At 65.8% G+C, this 16,001-nt stretch carries 19 protein-coding genes and 1 pseudogene; 10 read left to right on the top strand and 10 right to left on the bottom strand.

Going from position 1 to position 16,001, the window contains the following annotated elements; all coding sequences use genetic code 11:
- Positions 1–378: integrase core domain-containing protein (locus tag G020_RS15095; RefSeq protein ID WP_156002761.1), on the top strand; the 378-nt coding region annotated here is incomplete at its 5' end.
- Here the strand turns inward: G020_RS15095 and G020_RS0112650 are convergent.
- Positions 347–526, bottom strand: a complete 180-nt coding sequence (locus G020_RS0112650) for a CsbD family protein (protein WP_024329850.1) — start codon at positions 524–526, stop codon at positions 347–349. The two genes, G020_RS15095 and G020_RS0112650, sit on opposite strands and share 32 nt — an antisense overlap.
- A gap of 523 nt (positions 527–1,049) precedes the next feature.
- Between G020_RS0112650 and G020_RS0112645 the strand changes: the two genes are divergently transcribed.
- Together G020_RS0112645 and G020_RS0112640 are read left to right on the top strand one after the other, a co-directional pair.
- Positions 1,050–1,292: a type II toxin-antitoxin system Phd/YefM family antitoxin gene (locus G020_RS0112645; RefSeq protein ID WP_024329849.1), complete on the top strand. Its 243-nt coding sequence runs from the start codon at positions 1,050–1,052 to the stop codon at positions 1,290–1,292.
- Complete coding sequence (locus G020_RS0112640) at positions 1,289–1,552, top strand: Txe/YoeB family addiction module toxin (protein ID WP_024329848.1); 264 nt, start codon at positions 1,289–1,291, stop codon at positions 1,550–1,552. The genes G020_RS0112645 and G020_RS0112640 overlap by 4 nt, the downstream gene beginning before the upstream one ends.
- 136 nt (positions 1,553–1,688) lie before the next feature.
- Here G020_RS0112640 and G020_RS0112635 read toward each other — a convergent pair whose 3' ends face one another.
- Positions 1,689–1,979, bottom strand: a complete 291-nt coding sequence (locus G020_RS0112635) for a type II toxin-antitoxin system RelE/ParE family toxin (RefSeq protein ID WP_024329847.1) — start codon at positions 1,977–1,979, stop codon at positions 1,689–1,691.
- Positions 1,980–1,983: 4 nt separating this feature from the next.
- Entirely contained in the window at positions 1,984–2,223 is a 240-nt protein-coding gene (locus G020_RS0112630) for a type II toxin-antitoxin system ParD family antitoxin (RefSeq protein ID WP_029681321.1), read from the bottom strand.
- A gap of 281 nt (positions 2,224–2,504) precedes the next feature.
- Between G020_RS0112630 and G020_RS0112625 the strand changes: the two genes are divergently transcribed.
- The 3 genes and pseudogenes from G020_RS0112625 to G020_RS0112615 form a co-directional block, all read left to right on the top strand.
- Positions 2,505–2,759: a YlcI/YnfO family protein gene (locus G020_RS0112625; protein WP_024329845.1), complete on the top strand. Its 255-nt coding sequence runs from the start codon at positions 2,505–2,507 to the stop codon at positions 2,757–2,759.
- A 22-nt stretch (positions 2,760–2,781) separates the two neighbouring features.
- Positions 2,782–3,081, top strand: coding sequence for a type II toxin-antitoxin system RelE/ParE family toxin (locus G020_RS0112620; protein WP_024329844.1), 300 nt, complete (start codon positions 2,782–2,784; stop codon positions 3,079–3,081).
- 98 nt (positions 3,082–3,179) lie between these two features.
- Positions 3,180–3,995 (top strand): annotated as a pseudogene (locus G020_RS0112615) (EAL domain-containing protein); the annotation flags it as partial.
- Positions 3,996–4,203: 208 nt separating this feature from the next.
- Here G020_RS0112615 and G020_RS0112610 read toward each other — a convergent pair.
- On the bottom strand, positions 4,204–5,541 hold the full coding sequence (locus G020_RS0112610) for an FAD-binding protein (RefSeq protein WP_024329842.1): 1,338 nt from the start codon (positions 5,539–5,541) through the stop codon (positions 4,204–4,206).
- Complete coding sequence (gene cfa, locus G020_RS0112605) at positions 5,538–6,668, bottom strand: cyclopropane fatty acyl phospholipid synthase (RefSeq protein ID WP_029681320.1); 1,131 nt, start codon at positions 6,666–6,668, stop codon at positions 5,538–5,540. The genes G020_RS0112610 and cfa overlap by 4 nt, the downstream gene beginning before the upstream one ends.
- A 494-nt stretch (positions 6,669–7,162) precedes the next feature.
- Between cfa and G020_RS15550 the strand changes: the two genes are divergently transcribed.
- Together G020_RS15550 and G020_RS0112595 are read left to right on the top strand one after the other, a co-directional pair.
- The gene (locus tag G020_RS15550; protein WP_231363094.1) at positions 7,163–7,702 is read left to right on the top strand and encodes a hypothetical protein; all 540 of its coding nucleotides are present in this window, start codon (positions 7,163–7,165) and stop codon (positions 7,700–7,702) included.
- A 208-nt stretch (positions 7,703–7,910) separates the two neighbouring features.
- On the top strand, positions 7,911–8,243 hold the full coding sequence (locus G020_RS0112595) for a DUF3634 family protein (RefSeq protein WP_024329839.1): 333 nt from the start codon (positions 7,911–7,913) through the stop codon (positions 8,241–8,243).
- A gap of 9 nt (positions 8,244–8,252) precedes the next feature.
- Here G020_RS0112595 and G020_RS0112590 read toward each other — a convergent pair whose 3' ends face one another.
- Positions 8,253–9,017 carry an SDR family NAD(P)-dependent oxidoreductase gene (locus G020_RS0112590; protein ID WP_024329838.1) on the bottom strand — a complete coding sequence of 255 codons (765 nt, stop codon included), beginning with the start codon at positions 9,015–9,017 and terminating at the stop codon, positions 8,253–8,255.
- Positions 9,018–9,068: 51 nt separating this feature from the next.
- Positions 9,069–9,221 (bottom strand): hypothetical protein, encoded by a 153-nt coding sequence (locus G020_RS15405; protein WP_196800324.1) that lies wholly within the window; start codon positions 9,219–9,221, stop codon positions 9,069–9,071.
- Positions 9,222–9,456: 235 nt separating this feature from the next.
- Between G020_RS15405 and G020_RS0112580 the strand changes: the two genes are divergently transcribed.
- Positions 9,457–9,990, top strand: coding sequence for a macro domain-containing protein (locus G020_RS0112580; RefSeq protein WP_024329837.1), 534 nt, complete (start codon positions 9,457–9,459; stop codon positions 9,988–9,990).
- Here G020_RS0112580 and G020_RS0112575 read toward each other — a convergent pair.
- Genes G020_RS0112575 through G020_RS0112565 form a run of 3 tightly spaced genes read right to left on the bottom strand, consistent with a single transcriptional unit; the run spans position 9,980 to position 14,909 of the window.
- Positions 9,980–13,063 carry an efflux RND transporter permease subunit gene (locus G020_RS0112575; RefSeq protein WP_024329836.1) on the bottom strand — a complete coding sequence of 1,028 codons (3,084 nt, stop codon included), beginning with the start codon at positions 13,061–13,063 and terminating at the stop codon, positions 9,980–9,982. The two genes, G020_RS0112580 and G020_RS0112575, sit on opposite strands and share 11 nt — an antisense overlap.
- A gap of 14 nt (positions 13,064–13,077) precedes the next feature.
- On the bottom strand, positions 13,078–14,190 hold the full coding sequence (locus tag G020_RS0112570; RefSeq protein WP_024329835.1) for an efflux RND transporter periplasmic adaptor subunit: 1,113 nt from the start codon (positions 14,188–14,190) through the stop codon (positions 13,078–13,080).
- The gene (locus G020_RS0112565) at positions 14,187–14,909 is read right to left on the bottom strand and encodes a TetR/AcrR family transcriptional regulator (protein WP_024329834.1); all 723 of its coding nucleotides are present in this window, start codon (positions 14,907–14,909) and stop codon (positions 14,187–14,189) included. The genes G020_RS0112570 and G020_RS0112565 overlap by 4 nt, the downstream gene beginning before the upstream one ends.
- Before the next feature lie 180 nt (positions 14,910–15,089).
- Here G020_RS0112565 and G020_RS0112560 point away from each other — a divergent pair, with 180 nt between their 5' ends.
- Positions 15,090–15,959: a hypothetical protein gene (locus tag G020_RS0112560; protein WP_024329833.1), complete on the top strand. Its 870-nt coding sequence runs from the start codon at positions 15,090–15,092 to the stop codon at positions 15,957–15,959.
- Positions 15,960–16,001 lie beyond the last annotated feature (42 nt).

The following is a 16,001-nucleotide window of genomic DNA, read 5'->3' as shown; positions in this document are numbered from 1 at the left end:
AAGCCCACCGGACGCCACCCGTTCGACCGGCTGTGCGCCGACCACGGGATCGAGCATCGTCTGATCCGGCCGAAACGGCCGCAGACCAACGGAATGGTGGAGCGCTTCAACGGCCGCATCGCCGACTTGCTGCGGACCCGGCGCTTCGGCTCGGGAGAACATCTGAAGGACACCCTCCAGGACTACCAGCGCCTTTACAACCATCAGATCGGGCAGAAAGCGCTGGGGCATCGAACGCCGGTTGAGACACTCAAGGCCTGGCAACAGGAACGCCCCGATTTATTTCGTAAACATGTATACAAACAGCCGGGACCCGACATGTACGCAGAGCGTTTCGCCAAGTCGTTTAGTCCTTGTCCTTCTTGGCGTCGCTCTTGATATCTCCGACTTTTGCCTGGGCCTTGCCGGCATGCTTTTCGGCCTTGCCCTTGTATTCGGTGCTTTTGTCGCCGGTCGCCTTTCCAGCTACCTCCTTGACCTTGCCCTTCGCCTCTTTCCCATGGCCCTTGACTTGGTTCTTGTCCATTAGATGTTCTCCAGATGATGTAGCGTTCGAACTCGGCCTCTTGCCATGCACTCATGGAGAAGTAGACCGAGTCTTCAACGCTAGCGGAGGGTCAAGGGCGGGTCTGTGCGGTTGCCAACATATCCGGGTAGAGGGGCCGTGCTCTGGCGAGGGTGGGCGGCGCTGGTGGAGGCGATAAAAAACGATAAAAAACGAAAAAAACGGGGACAGATTTATTTTCTCTGCCAAAGGAGAAAGAGGACACCCATCTTCTCCCTGGCGGCAGACCGTCTTCCCGGCCGGAGCGAAGCGTAGAGCGGGGATCTCTGGTGTCCGCTCCTGGCCCGGCGCTCGAGATCCCGGATAACCGCTGCGCGGTTTCCGGGATGACCTTCCAGGCTGGGCGAAAGGATAATTCCTGGAACGATCCGACCCGTTGTCGCAGTTTCTGCGGTGTCTGGCAGTGACGGGGTACCCGTACGGTTTACGGAACGTACGCCAAGGCGTACTCTTGATCTAAGCCCACACACTTGCGAGGTGCGCCATGACGGGAATTACGGTTACAGAGGCGCGCAGCAACCTCTACCGGCTGATCGACGAAACGGCGGAGTCTCATGAACCGATTGTCATCACCGGCAAGCGGAACAACGCCGTCTTACTATCCGAGTCGGACTGGTCGGCGATTCAGGAGACCCTGTACCTGCTATCGGTGCCGGGTATGCGCGAGTCGATCCGCGAGGGCATGGATACCCCGGCGGATGAATGCCACGAGGAGCTGGATTGGTGACATGGAAGTTGGTCTACACCCGGAAGGCTCAAAAAGATGCGAAGAAGCTGGCTGCCAGCGGCCTGAAACCGAAGGCACACGAACTGCTGACGCTGATCGCGGAAGATCCGTATCGAAAGCCCCCACCTTTCGAGAAGCTGGTGGGTGATCTCTCCGGCGCGTACTCGCGGCGCATCAATATTCAGCACCGGCTGGTGTACCAGGTGCTCGAGGACGCGAGAGTGGTCAAGGTGATCCGTTTATGGAGCCACTACGAGTAACCCGGCTGCACGATCTCGGATCACCGCTGCGCGGTTCCCGGGATGATCGCCCATTCAGAACACCGAAAGCCCAGAAGGAGCTTGCAAGCAGGATCCTGCGCGGGCTCCGGCATCTGACCTTGTCCCCCCGCATTGCCTACGACTCGTTTCCCTCCCAGTCCTCGTGCGCGTGGCGAATACGGATGATCAGGATCTCATCATCTTCGATCTGGTACAGCACGATGTGTGCGCCGACGGGATGAACCCGAACGGGTGGCGAGATTTCCTTACGCTCACGCGCTGCACGAGGGTTTTCCGCCAGAAACTCGAAGGTTGCAGCCAGCAGGCTGTGGTAGCGCTCTGCCTGTTGCAGGCCGAATTGCTCGACGCTACTGCGGAAGATCTCGATGACGTCGTCTTCCGCCTTGCAGGTCAGGGCATATCGCATGCTGTTAGTCTTCGGGGTCGTTCCTGGAGGCTAACTTCAGCTCTTCCATCGTTCGCTCGCCACGACCGCTTTCCAGGCCTTCCGTGGTGAGCGCCTGCAGGTGCGCGATCTTCAGCGCGCGCTCCCGGTCGCGGCGGATCAGGTCTCGCACGTAATCACTACTGTTGCTGTACTGGCCGGATTGCGCCTGTTCTTCTACCCAGGATTTCATGGGATCGGGTAGCGAAATGTTCATTGTGGCCATGGAGGCCTCCGCGTCTCGGGTTGGCAATGTTTGCCATAAGTATAGGCCAGCACCCCCGGATCGTCGATCATTGCGGTCGGTCACAAGGGCCACGAGCGGTACCGAGCGACGGCCGATTTCCGCGGCCTCTGCGAGGCCTCGCAATGACGGAGACAGGCCAGAGTGGTTACCCGTGGCCCATTAGCCGGATCAGGCGGCGTCGAGCGGTGCGGACGGGCCCACTGATGGGCGCTGTATTGCATTTGCGATTCACTCCATGAAGGTCTTTTTGGAGACGCGGCATGAAAAACACGACGTTACCGGCCCTGCGGGTCAGCGATGGTTTTCGGCATCAGGTGGAGCAGGCCCTTGGCGAGGGAGAAACGCTGTCGGCCTTTATCGAGGATGCCGTTCGGCACGAGATTGACCGGCGACAGGCCCGGGCGGAGTTCCTGGCGCGCGGTCTGGAATCCGCGCGCAGTGCCCGGGAAACGGATGAATACTACTCGGTCCAGTCGGTGCTCGATGATCTCGACCGTCTGTTAAGCAAGCAGTAGCCGACCCGCTGGAGTCTCAAGGATGAGTTACTCGGTCCGCTTCACGGGGCAGGCACGCGAAGATCTCCTGCGGCTTGTCGCTTTCCTCGCGGAGCGCGACCCGCCGGCCGCGGCGCATGCCCGAGCCGCGATCGGCGAGGCGGTGTCGCTCCTGGAGCGCTTTCCGCTGAGCTGCCGCATGCCCGACGCCTCACACCCCCGCATCCGCGAACTCCTGATCCCGTTTGGCCGCTCGGGTTGTGTCGCCCTGTTCGAGATCGACGATGCCGAGACGGTCACCCTGCTGGCGTTCCGGCATCAGCGCGAGGACGACTATTTCTAAATACGTAGGAGCCCAGCCTGCTGGGCTATGGGGCGCTGGATACGTCCGATCGGCGAGAGGGCTCGCCTCCTACAGTAGGGAGGCTGCAGCCTCGGTAAGGCGGTAATCGCATCCAGCTGGACCCGACGCTGAACACACCGGAGTGCGGTAATGCACAGGAGGACTGGCGCGAGGTGATTACCGGGGCGATTCACACACAACGCCTGTTCCTTGTATATCAGCCTATCGCCAATATCGCCGGCTCCGATAAGGCCGAGCGCTACGAAGTCCTGCTTCGGATTCGCGATCCGGAAGGCCACACCCAGCTACCCGGCCCGTTCGTGAACATGGCCGGATACGTGGACCTCGACAGGGCGCTGGATCGCTGGGTGCTGGCGAACGCGGTGGACATCCTGGGCGCCCGGCTGCGCACCCATCCGGACTCGGTGTTCTTCGTAAAACTCTCGCGCGGGTCGCTGCGCGACCAGGAACTGCCCGCCTGGCTTGGTCGCACCCTTGCGCATGCCGGCCTCCCGGCTCGGGCGCTGGTACTGCAACTGGCAGAGGAAGACATTGTGGCGGAGCCGGAACAGGCCGAACGAATGACCGAGGCACTGCGGGATCTACAGGTCGGGATTGCCGTCGAGCACTTCGGGCTTTCCAGCGAGCAACCGGCCCAGCTCCTGCGCAGCCTGCGACCGGACTATGTAAAGGTGGCCCGCCCCCTGACCCACGGGCTGCACGATGCCGCCGACAAGCTCACACGCCTGGAGACGCTATTGAATACGGCCCGTGACAGCGGCGCGCGCACCATAGCGGCTTATGTCGAGGACGTAGACGGCCTGGCCCTGCTGTGGCAGTCGCAGGTCGACCTGGTGCAGGGCAACTTCCTGCGTCAGCCGGACGAGGAGCTGCGCTACGACATCGAGTTCTAGCGCACGGTGTGGCGCAGCCTCCAGGCGCACGAGGGCCCGGGGGCTTCCCAAGAACACCCATCTGCGCCCGGGCGCCACGCCACAACGTGTACGAGCTGTTCGCGGCCATCGTGGTGAACATCGTGGCGATCGTCCGGGCATCCCCGATTTTCCGACGCGCAACAGAACGGGGGTCGAAGGGCAGTTTCGCCTGGAGGCCACACCGGCCTCAGCCCCGTTTCACCGCCTTTTCATAGAGTCCGGGAAAGCGCCCTTCGGGATCGTACTCGCGCTTGAGGGCCTCGTAGGCCTCGCGGTCGTAGTTCTGCCAGAAGGTGGCTTCGTCGTAGGTGCTGCGCGAGTACAGGCTCTTCTTGCCGCCGTGTTTCGCCACCAGTTCCTCGACCCGGGCGTTGTAATAGCCGTCGGGCTCGCTGGAGCGGACGATGTCCCAGAAGCCAAAGTTGATGTACGCCGTATCGGGACGCAGCTGGAACAACGAGAACCCGGCCTCGGGGACGACAAACGGGCAGATCCACACCGGGCGGATGCCGATCTCGGCCTCGAAATCGGCCAGAAACGCCGCGGCGTTGCCGATCGGGATGTCGACGTCCTGGATCACTGCCTCGCTGCGCGGGCGCACGGCGTGGAGCAGGCTCAGCGGCCAGCGGCGGCTGGCGCGCATGATCTTCTGGTAGGTCACGCTCGACAGGCGCTTGCGCCCGAGAAGGAGCCGCACCGGCTTGAGGTGGGCGCCGACATTCCGGCTGCACCAGAACCAGTCGGTGTCCCAGCGCCAGAGGTAGTCGTGGATGCTCAGATAATCCTCGCGCCGCTCGCGCAGGCTCTGCCAGTACTGGCGCATCCAGGTGTAGTCGCTGGCCTCGGTGTCCGCCGGCGGCGATTCCACGCAATGCGCGCGGGTGAGCACGAAATCGCCGGGGGCGAAGTACACGCCATCGAGGAACGCGCAGGTCGGGTGCGCGCATTCCTCGGCGATCGCCGCGAACAGTTCCTCGGGATCGTGGAAGCGGGTGTGCTCCAGCCGGATATAAGGCCGCACCCGGATCAGCCGCAGCCGGACCCGCGTGGCGTAACCGAGGCTGCCGTAGGAGTTCGGAAAGCCGTAGAACAGTTCCGGGCGCTGCTCGCGCGAGCAGGTCAACACCCGCCCGTCGGCCACCATGACGTCGAGCTCTTCCACCGTGTCGTGCACCAGGCCGTAGCGGAACGCGCCCGACTCGATGCCGACCCCGGTGGTCGCGCCGCCGACCGTGATGCTCTTGAGCTCGGGCACGATGGCCGGTGCCAGGCCGTACGGCAGGGTGGCGTCGACCACGTCGGCATAGGTCGTCATGCCCTCGACCTCGGCGACGCCGGCCGCGGCGTCGATTTCGATCACGTGGTTCAGCGAAGCCACGTCGATCTCCGTCCGGCGGGCCTCCTCGCGCGGCCTGAACAGGTTGCTGGTGGACTTTCTGAGGCGCACCGGCCCGTCGGACCCGGCCAGCGCCGCAGCCATCGCCTCCACCCGATTGCGGTGGGCTTCCCGGGCGGCGCTGCTCATCGGACCGGCTCGTAACGCGGCAGATCCCCGTGGCTGAGCACGAGCTGCCAGAGATTCAGTTTCCGCGCCCGGAAGGCGCCGGCACAACTCAACAGGTAATAGCGCCACATCCGGTAGAAGCGCTCGTCCAGCCCTTCGCTTTGTTTCAGCTCTGGCCAGGCGGCGACGAAATTGGCGTCCCAGGCCATCAGGGTGCGGTCGTAGTCCGGTCCGAAGTTGTGCCAGTCCTCGAGCACGAACAGGCCTTCCTTGGCCCGGGTGAGCTGCGCCTCGGACGGGATCACGCCACCGGGGAAGATGTACTTCGCGATCCAGCGATCGGTGCCGCCGCGGCTGACGTTGCCGCCGATGGTGTGCAGCAGCATCAGGCCACTGGGCTTCAGACGGGAGCGCGCGAGTTCGAAGAAGGCGCGAAAGTTCTGCGGGCCGACGTGCTCCATCAGGCCGATGCTCACGACACGATCGTATTGCCGGGATTCCCTGGCCGCCTCGCGGTAGTCCTGCTGCCGGACATCGATCGGCAGCCCCTCGCAGAGCCCCCTCGCGTACTCCACCTGCTGGCGGCTGATGTTGTAGCTGTCCACCTCGCATCCGTGCTCGGCAGCCAGAAACCGGGCCAGTTCGCCGAACCCGCCGCCCAGCTCGAGCACACGCATGCCCGGCTCCAGATGCAGCTTGCGCGCGATGAGCTCCAGTTTCGCGCGCTGTGCCGCGTCCAGCGTCGCGTCGGCCCCGTCGGGGCCGTAATAGGCGCAGGTGTACTGCATGGTCGGTCCGAGCATCGCCTCGTAGAGCCGGTTCGAAAGGTCATAGTGCTGCTCCGCGACCCGCCGCGAACGCCTTCGACTCTGCTCATTGGCGAGCCGGCTCAGCAGCACCCGGCCGAGCACCGCCGGGCTGCGCAGCTTGCGCTCCAGGCGCGCCCGGAGGATCCGGAAGAACAACTCGTCGAGCCGCCGGACGTCCCACCAGCCGTCCATATAGGCCTCGCCGGCGCCAAGCGACCCCTCGGCCAGAATCCTCTGATACAGCCGCTCGTCGTGGACCTGAATATCCCGGGGCCGCTCGCCGCCGACCTCGACGTCAGCGCTGCGCAGCAGTTCCGTGACTTGTTGTCTTGCTGACATGCCAGTTCTCCCTGTAGCAATCGAATGGCCGGTTTGCCCCTTCCCCCGGCGAGAAGCCTGCCGCCTTGCCAGCCGTAACAACCATTGAAACAACAGGAAATAACGGAGTCGGACCACGATAATCTCCGGAATCTCTCCGAAGATAGACGTTGAATCGGGCGCAAACAGACCCCTGAAGCGGAAATTCTGATCATTCAAGTAAACACTGATTTACCGGCGTTTCCGGGCGGCGCATGGATGTGCCGCCGGACTCGGCCACCGCAGGTGGTTGATTCCGAAACAGACTGCACCCCCTTCCTGATTGGCACTGAAATCCCGCACAGGCCCTGCGGGGCAGTCATCGAAGCGCTGCTGTCGGGCATCAATGTGCGCTTCCGAACAGAGTTCCGGTCGGCGGGTGTCAAGGATGAGGGAGTGTGGTCAGGCATTGACGGACAGCATGCCGGCCGCAACCACTCATCTTGCCGCTGGCCGCAGGCTGGCAGGAGACCATCATGTTCACCCTGAAGAGCCTGTTCTTCGGAGAACGCTCGGTAACGAAGGTCGCGGGTCTGTTCGGTTCGTGCGCAGGCGCAGAAGAGGCGGCGCGAACGTTGCTGGACGGTTCCACCCTGACGGCCTCGCAGATCACGGTGCTGGGGCCGCCCAACGGCGAGACGGAGCGGCGCGCTATTCTCAACCATGCCATTGCGCCCGAGGCCCGGGGTCTCCGTCGGACGTCGATCAGGGCCCATGTCATGATGGGTGGACTCGGCATGCTGACGGGTGGCGTGCTGTTCGCGTTCCTGGCGGGGAGTGGTGGAGCCCCCGGCATGCTCGCCGATCCGGGTATCGGTGTGGGCGCGTTGCTCGGCCTCATGGCGGGTGCAGCGCTGGCGATCCGGCTGGACCAGGGGTATGTCATCGAGGTGGTCGGCCGTACGCTGGAGCACGGCGGCTGGGCCGTGGTGGCCCGCCCGAAAGACCCCGAGCAGACGCATCAGGTCGTGGCATCGCTGCGATCCGGGAGTGAGCGGATCGTGCGCAGCCTGTAACCGGCCCGGCTGCTGGCGGCTCTGACCATTGTCTGGCCGGAGCGTACGTTTCGGGCCCGTCTGGTGTTGCTGGAGCTGGTTCTGGCAGGGTATATCGGAGCCCCCTGACCAGCGACTCCATGGCCCGTGAAGTCAACATGACGCTCGATTGTTCGCCCGCGGAGCCGCACGTGATCAGTGTTTCCCTTGTCCTGTCGTGCAATCCATTATGCTGCTCACGTTACTCTTCATGTTTGGTGTGCTGGCCCTGGGCATCGCGCTGATGCTGTGGCACGCACGGCTGGTGTTTACGGTGGAGCTGCGTGACGGCACCGCCCGTGCGCGGCGCGGCAAGCCCCCGAGGGCGTTTCTGCGCGGCTGCGAGGACGTGGCGCGCCAGTACCGCCTCAAGCGCGGGCGGATCCATGCGGTACGCACGGACGGAGGCGTTCAGCTGCGCTTCTCGCGCGGCCTGCCGAAGAACACCCACCAGGCCTTTCGCAACGTCTGGACCCCGCCACCGGGTGGTGGCGGAGGCGGGGGCATGCGCGCGACGGGGTAGGGCCCAGGGCTACTGCGCGCAGAGGCCGCCGTCGACGACGTAGGTGTTGCCGGTGCAGCCGGAGGCGGCGTCGGACAGCAGGAACGCGGCCATGCCGGCGCATTCCTCGTTGTTGACGTAGCGACCCAGCGGGATGCGCGCCTCGAAGGACTGGTGCACCTCGTCGGCGTGGCCGGGGTTCGCCTGTTCCTCGATGGATTCCATCATGCGGTTGGCGACCGGGCCCGGGTTGAGGGTGTTGACGCGGATGTTCTCCGGCCCGAGTTCGGCGGCCAGGCACTTCATCATGCCCACCACCGCATGCTTGCTGGATACGTACGGCGAGAGGCCGCCGAAGCCGCGCAGCCCGGCCACGCTGGAGGTGATGACGATGCTGCCGCCGTTGCCCCGGCGCAGTGCCGGCAGGGCCGCCTCCGCGCCGAGGCGCACGCCCTGCACGTTGACGGCGAAGACCTTGTCCCAGGCGGCATCGGTGCGGCTGTCGAACGGGCCGATCTCGCCCTCGATCCCGGCGTTGAGGAACACGCCATCAAGGCGGCCGAAGCGATCCAGGGCGGTAGCGACCATGCGTTCGTTGTCCTCGCGCCGGGTCACGTCGACTGCCAGGCCCACCGCGCGCTCGCCGAGCGAGCGGGCGATGTCTTCCACCGGGCCCGCCTCGCGGTCGGTGATGACCAGACTGGCGCCCTGTTCGTACAGCTTGCGCGCCGTGCTCTCGCCGATGCCCCCGGCGCCGCCGGTGATGGCGATGACCTTGCCTTCCAGAACACTCATGTCGCTTCTCCGTGTCGTTAACCGTGTGGTGAATTCGATGGGACCAACGTATCAGCTTCCGCCGCGGGTCCGCAGATAAAGCAGCCGGCCGATGAACGCGATCCCGAGGATGATCCATCCGACGGGATACGGCAGCACGCCGGCGAAGAAGGCGGCCAGGGTGGCGAGCAGCAGCAGGCCGATGATCAGCAGCGGGATGTCCATGTACATTCGAGCCGTTGGTCAGGCGAAGGTTCGTTGCGCCATCGTCCATAATGAAAGCCGTGGCAATGGACGGACGTGACAGGTTGCGGACTCGGGAGGGAAGCTTGGCGGAGCGCCGGGTCGGCCAGAGGCTGGCCTCCCACGGGGGCGAGGTCGGGGAGGGCGGCGTGTACGGGGCCGGCTGGCTGGCCTATGATTCAGGTAGAAAACATCAGGGAAAGACGGGGGAAGAACGATGCAGGTTGTGGTTCGGGGAGTGAAGATCGAGTGCGTGACCGGCAACATCGTCGAGCAGCACGACATGGACGCCATCGTCAACGCGGCCAATGCCTGGCTGCGCCCGGGCGGGGGCGTGGCCGGGGCCATCCACCATGCGGCGGGGCCGGAGCTGGAACGTGAGTGCGAGCCGCTGGCGCCGATCGAGCCGGGACAGGCGGTCATAACGGATGGGCACCGGCTGCTGAACCGTTACGTGATCCATTGTCTGGGGCCGGTGTACGGGCGTGACGAGCCGGCCAGTCGCCTGCTGGCCTCGTGCTATCGCGAGGCCCTGGCGCGCGCCGAGGAGGCGGGGATCTTCAGCATCGCGTTCCCGGCGCTGTCCACCGGGGCGTTCGGCTACCCCATCGAGGACGCGGCGCGTGTCGCTCTGGAGACGGTAGTGCACCGGACCCCGCATCTGGAGTCGGTGCGCTACATCCGCTTCGTGCTGAGCAAGGACGAGGACCGCGACATCCACGCACGCATCCTCAAGGAACTTACCGGGTAGCGGCGAGGCGGTCGGCGTAGTGGTCGCGGGCGAGGTAGGTGTAGATCGCCGGGACCACGAACAGGGTGAACAGCGTGCCGATGGCCATGCCGGCGGCGATCACCAGACCCATGGCGAAGCGCGAGCCGGCGCCGGCGCCGGTGGACATCAGCAGCGGCACCATGGCCACCACGGTGGCGGTGGTGGTCATCAGGATCGGCCGCAGGCGCAGGCTGGCGGCCTCCTCGATCGCCTCGCGCAGCGGGTGCCCCTGGCGCTGCAGCTGGTTGGCGAATTCCACGATCAGGATGCCGTGCTTGGCGATCAGGCCGATCAGCGTCAGCAGGCCCACCTGGGTGTAGATGTTCAGCGAGGTCACGCCCAGGCTGATGAAGATCAGCGCGCCGGCGATGGACATCGGCACGGTGGTGAGGATGATCAGCGGGTCGCGGAACGACTCGAACTGCGCGGCCAGCACCAGGAAGATCACGAGCAGGGCGAAGAAGAACGTCACCACCAGGTCGCCGCCCTCGGCCTTCAGCTGGCGGGATTCACCCGCATAGTCCACGTTCACGTCCGGCGGCAGCACCTCGGCGGCGATCTCGTCGATCAGCTCCAGCGCCTCGCCCAGGGTCACGCCCGGGGCCGGCACGCCCTGCAGGGTCACGGCGTTGAGCTGCTGGAAGCGGTTCAGCTGGCGCGGGGTGACGCTCTCCTCGAGGGTCACGATGCTGGACAGCGGCACCGGCGTGCCGTCGGCGGTGCGGGTGAACAGCTCCTCCAGCTGCTCCGGGGTCAGGCGGTCGGAGCGCTGCACCTGGGGGATTACCCGGTAGCTGCGGTTCTCCATCGCGAAGCGCCCGGTGTAGCCCCCGGAGAGGAACGTGGCGAGGTCGGCGTTCAGCGTGGTCATGTCGATGCCGAGCTGGGCCGCGCGCTCGCGGTCGATCTTCAGGTCCACCCGCGGCTTGTCGAAGTCGAGATCGGTATCCAGGAAGATGAAGCGCCCGGTCGCCATCGCGCGTTCGGTGATCTCGTCAGTGAAGGTCTCGAGTTCCTCGAACGAGGCCGTGGAGTTGAACACCACGCTGACCGGCGCACCGTCGCCCGGGGTCGGCAGCTGCGGTGGCTGGACCGCGAACACCTCCAGCCCCGGGATGCGGTCCAGCGCCGGTTGCAGGTCTTCTTCCAGGATCGTGTCGGTATCCCGCTCGCGTTCCTCCCATGGGCTCATCACGAAGCCGCCCAGCGCCTGGTTGGTCGCGCCGGCCATGCCCGGGCCGCCGCCGAAGCCGTTGACGATGAAGATGTTGTCCATCTCCGGGATTTCGTCGAACAGGCGGTCGGTCAGCGCCGTGTTGCGCTCCAGGTAGTCGATGCCCATGTGCGGGTCGCCTTCCATGATGGAGAAGGCGAAGCCCTGATCCTCGGGCGGTTCCAGTTCCGACTGCGAGGTGACGAACAGGAAATAGCACGAGACCAGCACGATGGCGCCGAACACCGCGATGGTGAACCGGTCGCTGAGGGCCCCGTGCAGACGCCGCCGGTAGCGCCGGCGCAGGCCGTCGAAGCGGTCGTCCAGCCAGATCTCGATGCGCCCGCGCCGCTGGCCGTCGCCGTGGCGCAGGATCTTCGAGCACATCATCGGCGAGAGGGTGATGGCGACGATGCCCGAGATCACCACGGTGGCTGCCAGGGTGAAGGCGAACTCGATGAACAGCGTGCCGGTCAGCCCGCCGATGAAGCCCAGCGGCAGGAACACCGCGACCAGCGTGGTGGACATCGCCACGATCGGCCAGGCCAGCTCGCGCGCACCCTGCAGCGCGGCCTCCATGCGCGACATCCCCTCCTCGATATGCCGCGAGATGTTCTCCAGCATGATGATCGCGTCGTCCACCACGATGCCGATCGCCAGGACCATCGCCAGTAGCGTCAGGAGGTTGAGCGAGAAGCCCATCAGCAGCATCAGCATGAAGGTGCCGACCAGCGACAGTGGCACCGCCACCGCGGGGATGATCACGCTGCGCAGCGAGCCCAGGAACAGGTAGATCACCACCAGCACGATCAGCAGCGCGAGGGCGATGGTGATCAGCACCTCGTTGATCGCGCTCTCGATGTAGTCGGTGGAGTCGTAGACGATCTCGCCGTTCAGCCCCGACGGCAGCCGTGGTTCCACGCGCTCGCCGAAGACCTCGCGCACCTCGGCGATTACGTCCAGGGCGTTGGCGTCCGGCGCCAGCTCGATCCCCATGAAGGTGGCCGCCTGACCGTTGAAGCGCACCGAGGAGTCGTAGGTCTCCGAGCCCAGTTCTACCTCGGCCACGTCGGCCAGGCGCACCAGGTCGCCGTCGGCCTCGAACAGTACCAGCTGCTCGAATTCCTCGACGCTCTGCAGGTCGGTGTCGGCGGTGAGGTCGAGGCTGACCATCGAACCCCGGGTCTGGCCGACCGCGGAGAGCACGTTGTTGCCCTCCAGTGCCTGGCGCACGTCGCGCCCGCTGACCCCGTACGCGGCCATGCGGTCGGCGTCCAGCCAGGCCCGCATCGCAAACGCTTCGCCGCCGAGGATCTCGGCGCGCTGCACGCCGTTGACGGTGGACAGCTCCGGCTGGACCTCGCGTACGAGGTAGTCGGTGATCTGGTTGTTGTCGAGCTGTTCGGAATAGAACGACAGGTACATCGCCGCGACGTCGTCGCCCACCGACAGGTCCACCACCGGGTCCTCGGCCTCGGCCGGGAGCTCGGAGCGGATCTTGTCGACCTGCGCGGAGATCTGGGTCAGCGCTTCGTTGGGGGCGTAGTCCAGCTCCAGGTGCGCCTGCACCGTGCTGGTGCCCGCCATGCTGGAGGAGACGATGTAGTCGATGCCCTCGGCCTCGGCGACCTCGCGCTCCATCGGGGTGGTGATGAAGCCCTCGACCAGGTCGGCTTCCGCGCCGATATACGAGGTGCTGACGGTCACCACCGCGTTCTGCACCTCGGGGAACTGGCGGACGTTCAGGTCCACCACCGCGCGGATGCCGAACAGCAGGATGAACAGGCTGACCACCGTGGCCAGAACCGGTTTCTGAATGAAGACGTCGGTGAAACGCATGGTCGCGGCCCGGGTCAGCGAGTGTCCGGGCGCGGGTCGCGCTCGGCATCCGGCTGGGCGTCTTCGGTGATGTTCACCGGGGTGTCGTTCTGCAGCTTGAGCAGGCCGCTGGCGGCCACGGTGTCACCTTCCTCCAGCCCGTCGCGGATGCGGATCAGGTCGCCGCGCCGTTCGCCGGTCTCGACCAGGCGCTGTTCCACCCGCTTCTGCCCGTCATCGTCCTCGAACACCACGAACGCCGACTGGCCCCACGGGGCGTGGCGGATGGCGGTCTGCGGCACCACCAGGGCTTCCTCGGCCTCGCCGCGTTGCAGCGTCACGCGGGCGAACTGGCCCGGGCGCAGGCGGTGGTCCTCGTTGTCGAGGGTGGCCTGCACGCGGAACATGCGCGACGCGGGACGCACCCGCGGCTCGATGGCGGTGATGATGCCGGTGAAAACGGCGTCGTGCGCATCGGTCCGGATACGCACTTCCTGGCCCGGTTCGACTTCGCTCAGGCGTCGCTCGGGCAGGGTGAAGTTGAGGTGGATCGGATCCAGGGTCTGCAGTTCGACCACGGGGTCGCCGGGGCCGACGAACTGGCCCTCGTCGATCTGGCGGATGCCCAGCTGGCCGTCGAACGGGGCGCGCAGGCTCTTCTGTCGGATGCGTTCTTCCTGCGAGCGCACGGCGGCGCGGGCCTGTTCCGCCTCGGTCTGCCGGCGCTGCAGTTCGGAGTCGGAGATGCTGTCGCGCGTGGCCAGCCCGCGGGCGCGCTGCAGCTCGCTTTCGGCCAGCATGGCCGCGGCCTGCAGGCTCTCCAGCTCGGCGCGGTCGAGGGCGGTGTCCAGCTCCACCAGGGTCTCGCCTTCGACCACTTCGGTGCCGCTGGAGAACAGGATGCGATCCACCAGGCCCTGGCTCTGGAAGCTCAGGGTCGCGCCGCGCACCGCCTCCAGGCTGCCGATGGCGCGGGTCTCGGGCGTCCACGCGTCGGTCTCGACGGTGGCCGCGTTGATGGTCGCCTCGGGTTCGGGCATCTTTTCGAAATATTCGGCGATCTGCTGGTCCATGAAGGCCTTGAACCCGAAGATCCCGCCCAGCACCACGGCCACGCCGAACAGCATGTAGAAGAAACGGCGACTCACTGGAAGGTCTCCTGCAGCACGGCGCGTACGCGCTCGGTCTCCGCGCGCACCACCGAGGGTTCGTCGGGGTCCACGCGCGGCTCCCAGCGCCAGCCGGTCATCAGGGCGTGGAAGTGCCGGATCAGGTGATCCAGCGGCTGGCCGATGTCATAGGCCTCCAGCAGGCCGCGCGCATTCGCCAGGTTCTGCATGCCCAGGTTCAGGGCCCAGGGGCCGAGCCCCATCTCTTCGGCGGAGATCTCCCGTGCCACGGGAAGGTCCCCCTTTTCCCGGGCCCTTTCCACCACGCCACTCACGGCATCGCCGATGGGCTGGGCGGCCGTGAGCAGGGCCTCCCGGCGTTCCTGCGAGATCTGCGCCCAGACCGCTTCGGTGAGCAGGTACTGCATCAGGCGGTAGTGGTCCGGGTTGGCGGCGGCGAAATCGAGATCCGTCAGTACGATCGCCAGCATCTGCGAGCGCGTGCCCAGGGGCAGCTCCGGCAGCTGGCGGAAGCGTTCGGCGTGCTGGATGGTGGTGCGCGTTGCCACCGCGGCCAGCAGGTCCTCCTTGGAGGCGAAGTGCTGGTACAGCGTGCCCGTGGCGTATTCGCAGGCGGCGGCCAGCTTCGACATCTGCAGGGCCAGCAGGCCGTCCGTGCGGATCAGCTCGTGGGCCTTGTCGATGAACAGCTGTTCGCGTGCCTGGCGCTCGCGTTGCTTGCGGTCTTCGGTTCCCATGACGCTGCAGGCTAGCGAACCCGGAACGATTTGTGAACCGAGTTCATGGATTGTGTCGGATTCGTACCATCGACTGGAACACGCTGCGGCCGATCGGCGTCTGCTGGAGGGTCGGCCCCATACCCCTGCCGGCCGTCGGGAAAGTATCCTTGAGGGGAAGGCAGGCCACGAGGAAGGCCCATGAAGACACTGCGCGAACGGATGGCCGACAACGGCTTCGAATCGAATATCGACTATGCCCATCATGTGGACTGTGTGCTGGCCCGGGCGGGCGGTTCGATCCCCACGCTGAACGTGGAGGGGGACTCGGGGCGGCGCAAGACCGCTTTCGCCAACGCCCTGGCCGCGGCACTGGAAGTCCCGCATGTGCTGTATCACGACTTTACCCAGGGGCATGACCCGGCCCCGGCGGTACAGCCGCCGTCCAACCCGGAGGAGGACGGAGGCGACGAACCGCCGATCCCGGCCTTCGACCGCGAGGTCTCCAGCGCCTGTGCGTATTCCGAGGGCGAGCGCACCATCCTGATCCTGGATCAGTTGCAGGCGGCGGATTTCCGCGAGCACCTGCGGCTGTACCGCTTCGTGGTCGACCGCGAGTGGTCGATGGGCGGGTCGTCGTTCGTGGCCAGTCCGGAGCGGCTGATGCTGGTCCTGATCTCGGAAGAACCGGTCTATCATTCATTGAAGAAGGTCGGTTTCAGCGTGTGGGTTCCGCGCGCCTCGGTGGGCGAGGCGGATTACCGCCCGGAGGACTTCGGCCTGGGGCCGGAGGCGGAGGGCCTGATGTGCGGCCTCGGGGAGCTGTTCCGGGCGCTGGGTGTGCAGCCCACGCCGTCGGAGTTCCAGCGGCTGCTGGACGACATCCGCAACCGCGTGCGGACCCGCGAGGAGCTGACCCATTCGATCTTCGGCCGGACCGAGGGGATCGACCACACGCTGCTGGTGTCCGATGCGATCCAGCAGCGCATGGAGCGGCTGATGCCGGAGCTGTGGGAGTTCGTGGGGTCGGAGCACGTGGAACTTTCCGGCGTGCCCCCGGATCCCGAGTAGACGGGACGGCTCCGGCCGTCAGCGTTCGCACAACGGGGGAGA

The sequence above is a fragment of the Thioalkalivibrio sp. ALR17-21 genome (genome assembly GCF_000420185.1).
GTDB classification, from domain to species: domain Bacteria; phylum Pseudomonadota; class Gammaproteobacteria; order Ectothiorhodospirales; family Ectothiorhodospiraceae; genus Thioalkalivibrio; species Thioalkalivibrio halophilus.
The sequence above is the reverse complement of the archived record's forward strand: the minus strand, read 5'-3'. Positions and strand labels throughout refer to the sequence as shown.

Bases quoted from the DNA above. Each gene is read 5' to 3' on its own strand.
- G020_RS0112650 (WP_024329850.1), bottom strand. From the start codon at position 526: ATGGACAAGAACCAAGTCAAGGGCCATGGGAAAGAGGCGAAGGGCAAG.
- G020_RS0112645 (WP_024329849.1), top strand. From the start codon at position 1,050: ATGACGGGAATTACGGTTACAGAGGCGCGCAGCAACCTCTACCGGCTG.
- G020_RS0112635 (WP_024329847.1), bottom strand. From the start codon at position 1,979: ATGCGATATGCCCTGACCTGCAAGGCGGAAGACGACGTCATCGAGATC.
- G020_RS0112630 (WP_029681321.1), bottom strand. From the start codon at position 2,223: ATGGCCACAATGAACATTTCGCTACCCGATCCCATGAAATCCTGGGTA.
- G020_RS0112625 (WP_024329845.1), top strand. From the start codon at position 2,505: ATGAAAAACACGACGTTACCGGCCCTGCGGGTCAGCGATGGTTTTCGG.
- G020_RS0112620 (WP_024329844.1), top strand. From the start codon at position 2,782: ATGAGTTACTCGGTCCGCTTCACGGGGCAGGCACGCGAAGATCTCCTG.
- G020_RS0112610 (WP_024329842.1), bottom strand. From the start codon at position 5,541: ATGAGCAGCGCCGCCCGGGAAGCCCACCGCAATCGGGTGGAGGCGATG.
- cfa (WP_029681320.1), bottom strand. From the start codon at position 6,668: ATGTCAGCAAGACAACAAGTCACGGAACTGCTGCGCAGCGCTGACGTC.
- G020_RS15550 (WP_231363094.1), top strand. From the start codon at position 7,163: ATGTTCACCCTGAAGAGCCTGTTCTTCGGAGAACGCTCGGTAACGAAG.
- G020_RS0112595 (WP_024329839.1), top strand. From the start codon at position 7,911: ATGCTGCTCACGTTACTCTTCATGTTTGGTGTGCTGGCCCTGGGCATC.
- G020_RS0112590 (WP_024329838.1), bottom strand. From the start codon at position 9,017: ATGAGTGTTCTGGAAGGCAAGGTCATCGCCATCACCGGCGGCGCCGGG.
- G020_RS15405 (WP_196800324.1), bottom strand. From the start codon at position 9,221: ATGGACATCCCGCTGCTGATCATCGGCCTGCTGCTGCTCGCCACCCTG.
- G020_RS0112580 (WP_024329837.1), top strand. From the start codon at position 9,457: ATGCAGGTTGTGGTTCGGGGAGTGAAGATCGAGTGCGTGACCGGCAAC.
- G020_RS0112575 (WP_024329836.1), bottom strand. From the start codon at position 13,063: ATGCGTTTCACCGACGTCTTCATTCAGAAACCGGTTCTGGCCACGGTG.
- G020_RS0112565 (WP_024329834.1), bottom strand. From the start codon at position 14,909: ATGGGAACCGAAGACCGCAAGCAACGCGAGCGCCAGGCACGCGAACAG.
- G020_RS0112560 (WP_024329833.1), top strand. From the start codon at position 15,090: ATGAAGACACTGCGCGAACGGATGGCCGACAACGGCTTCGAATCGAAT.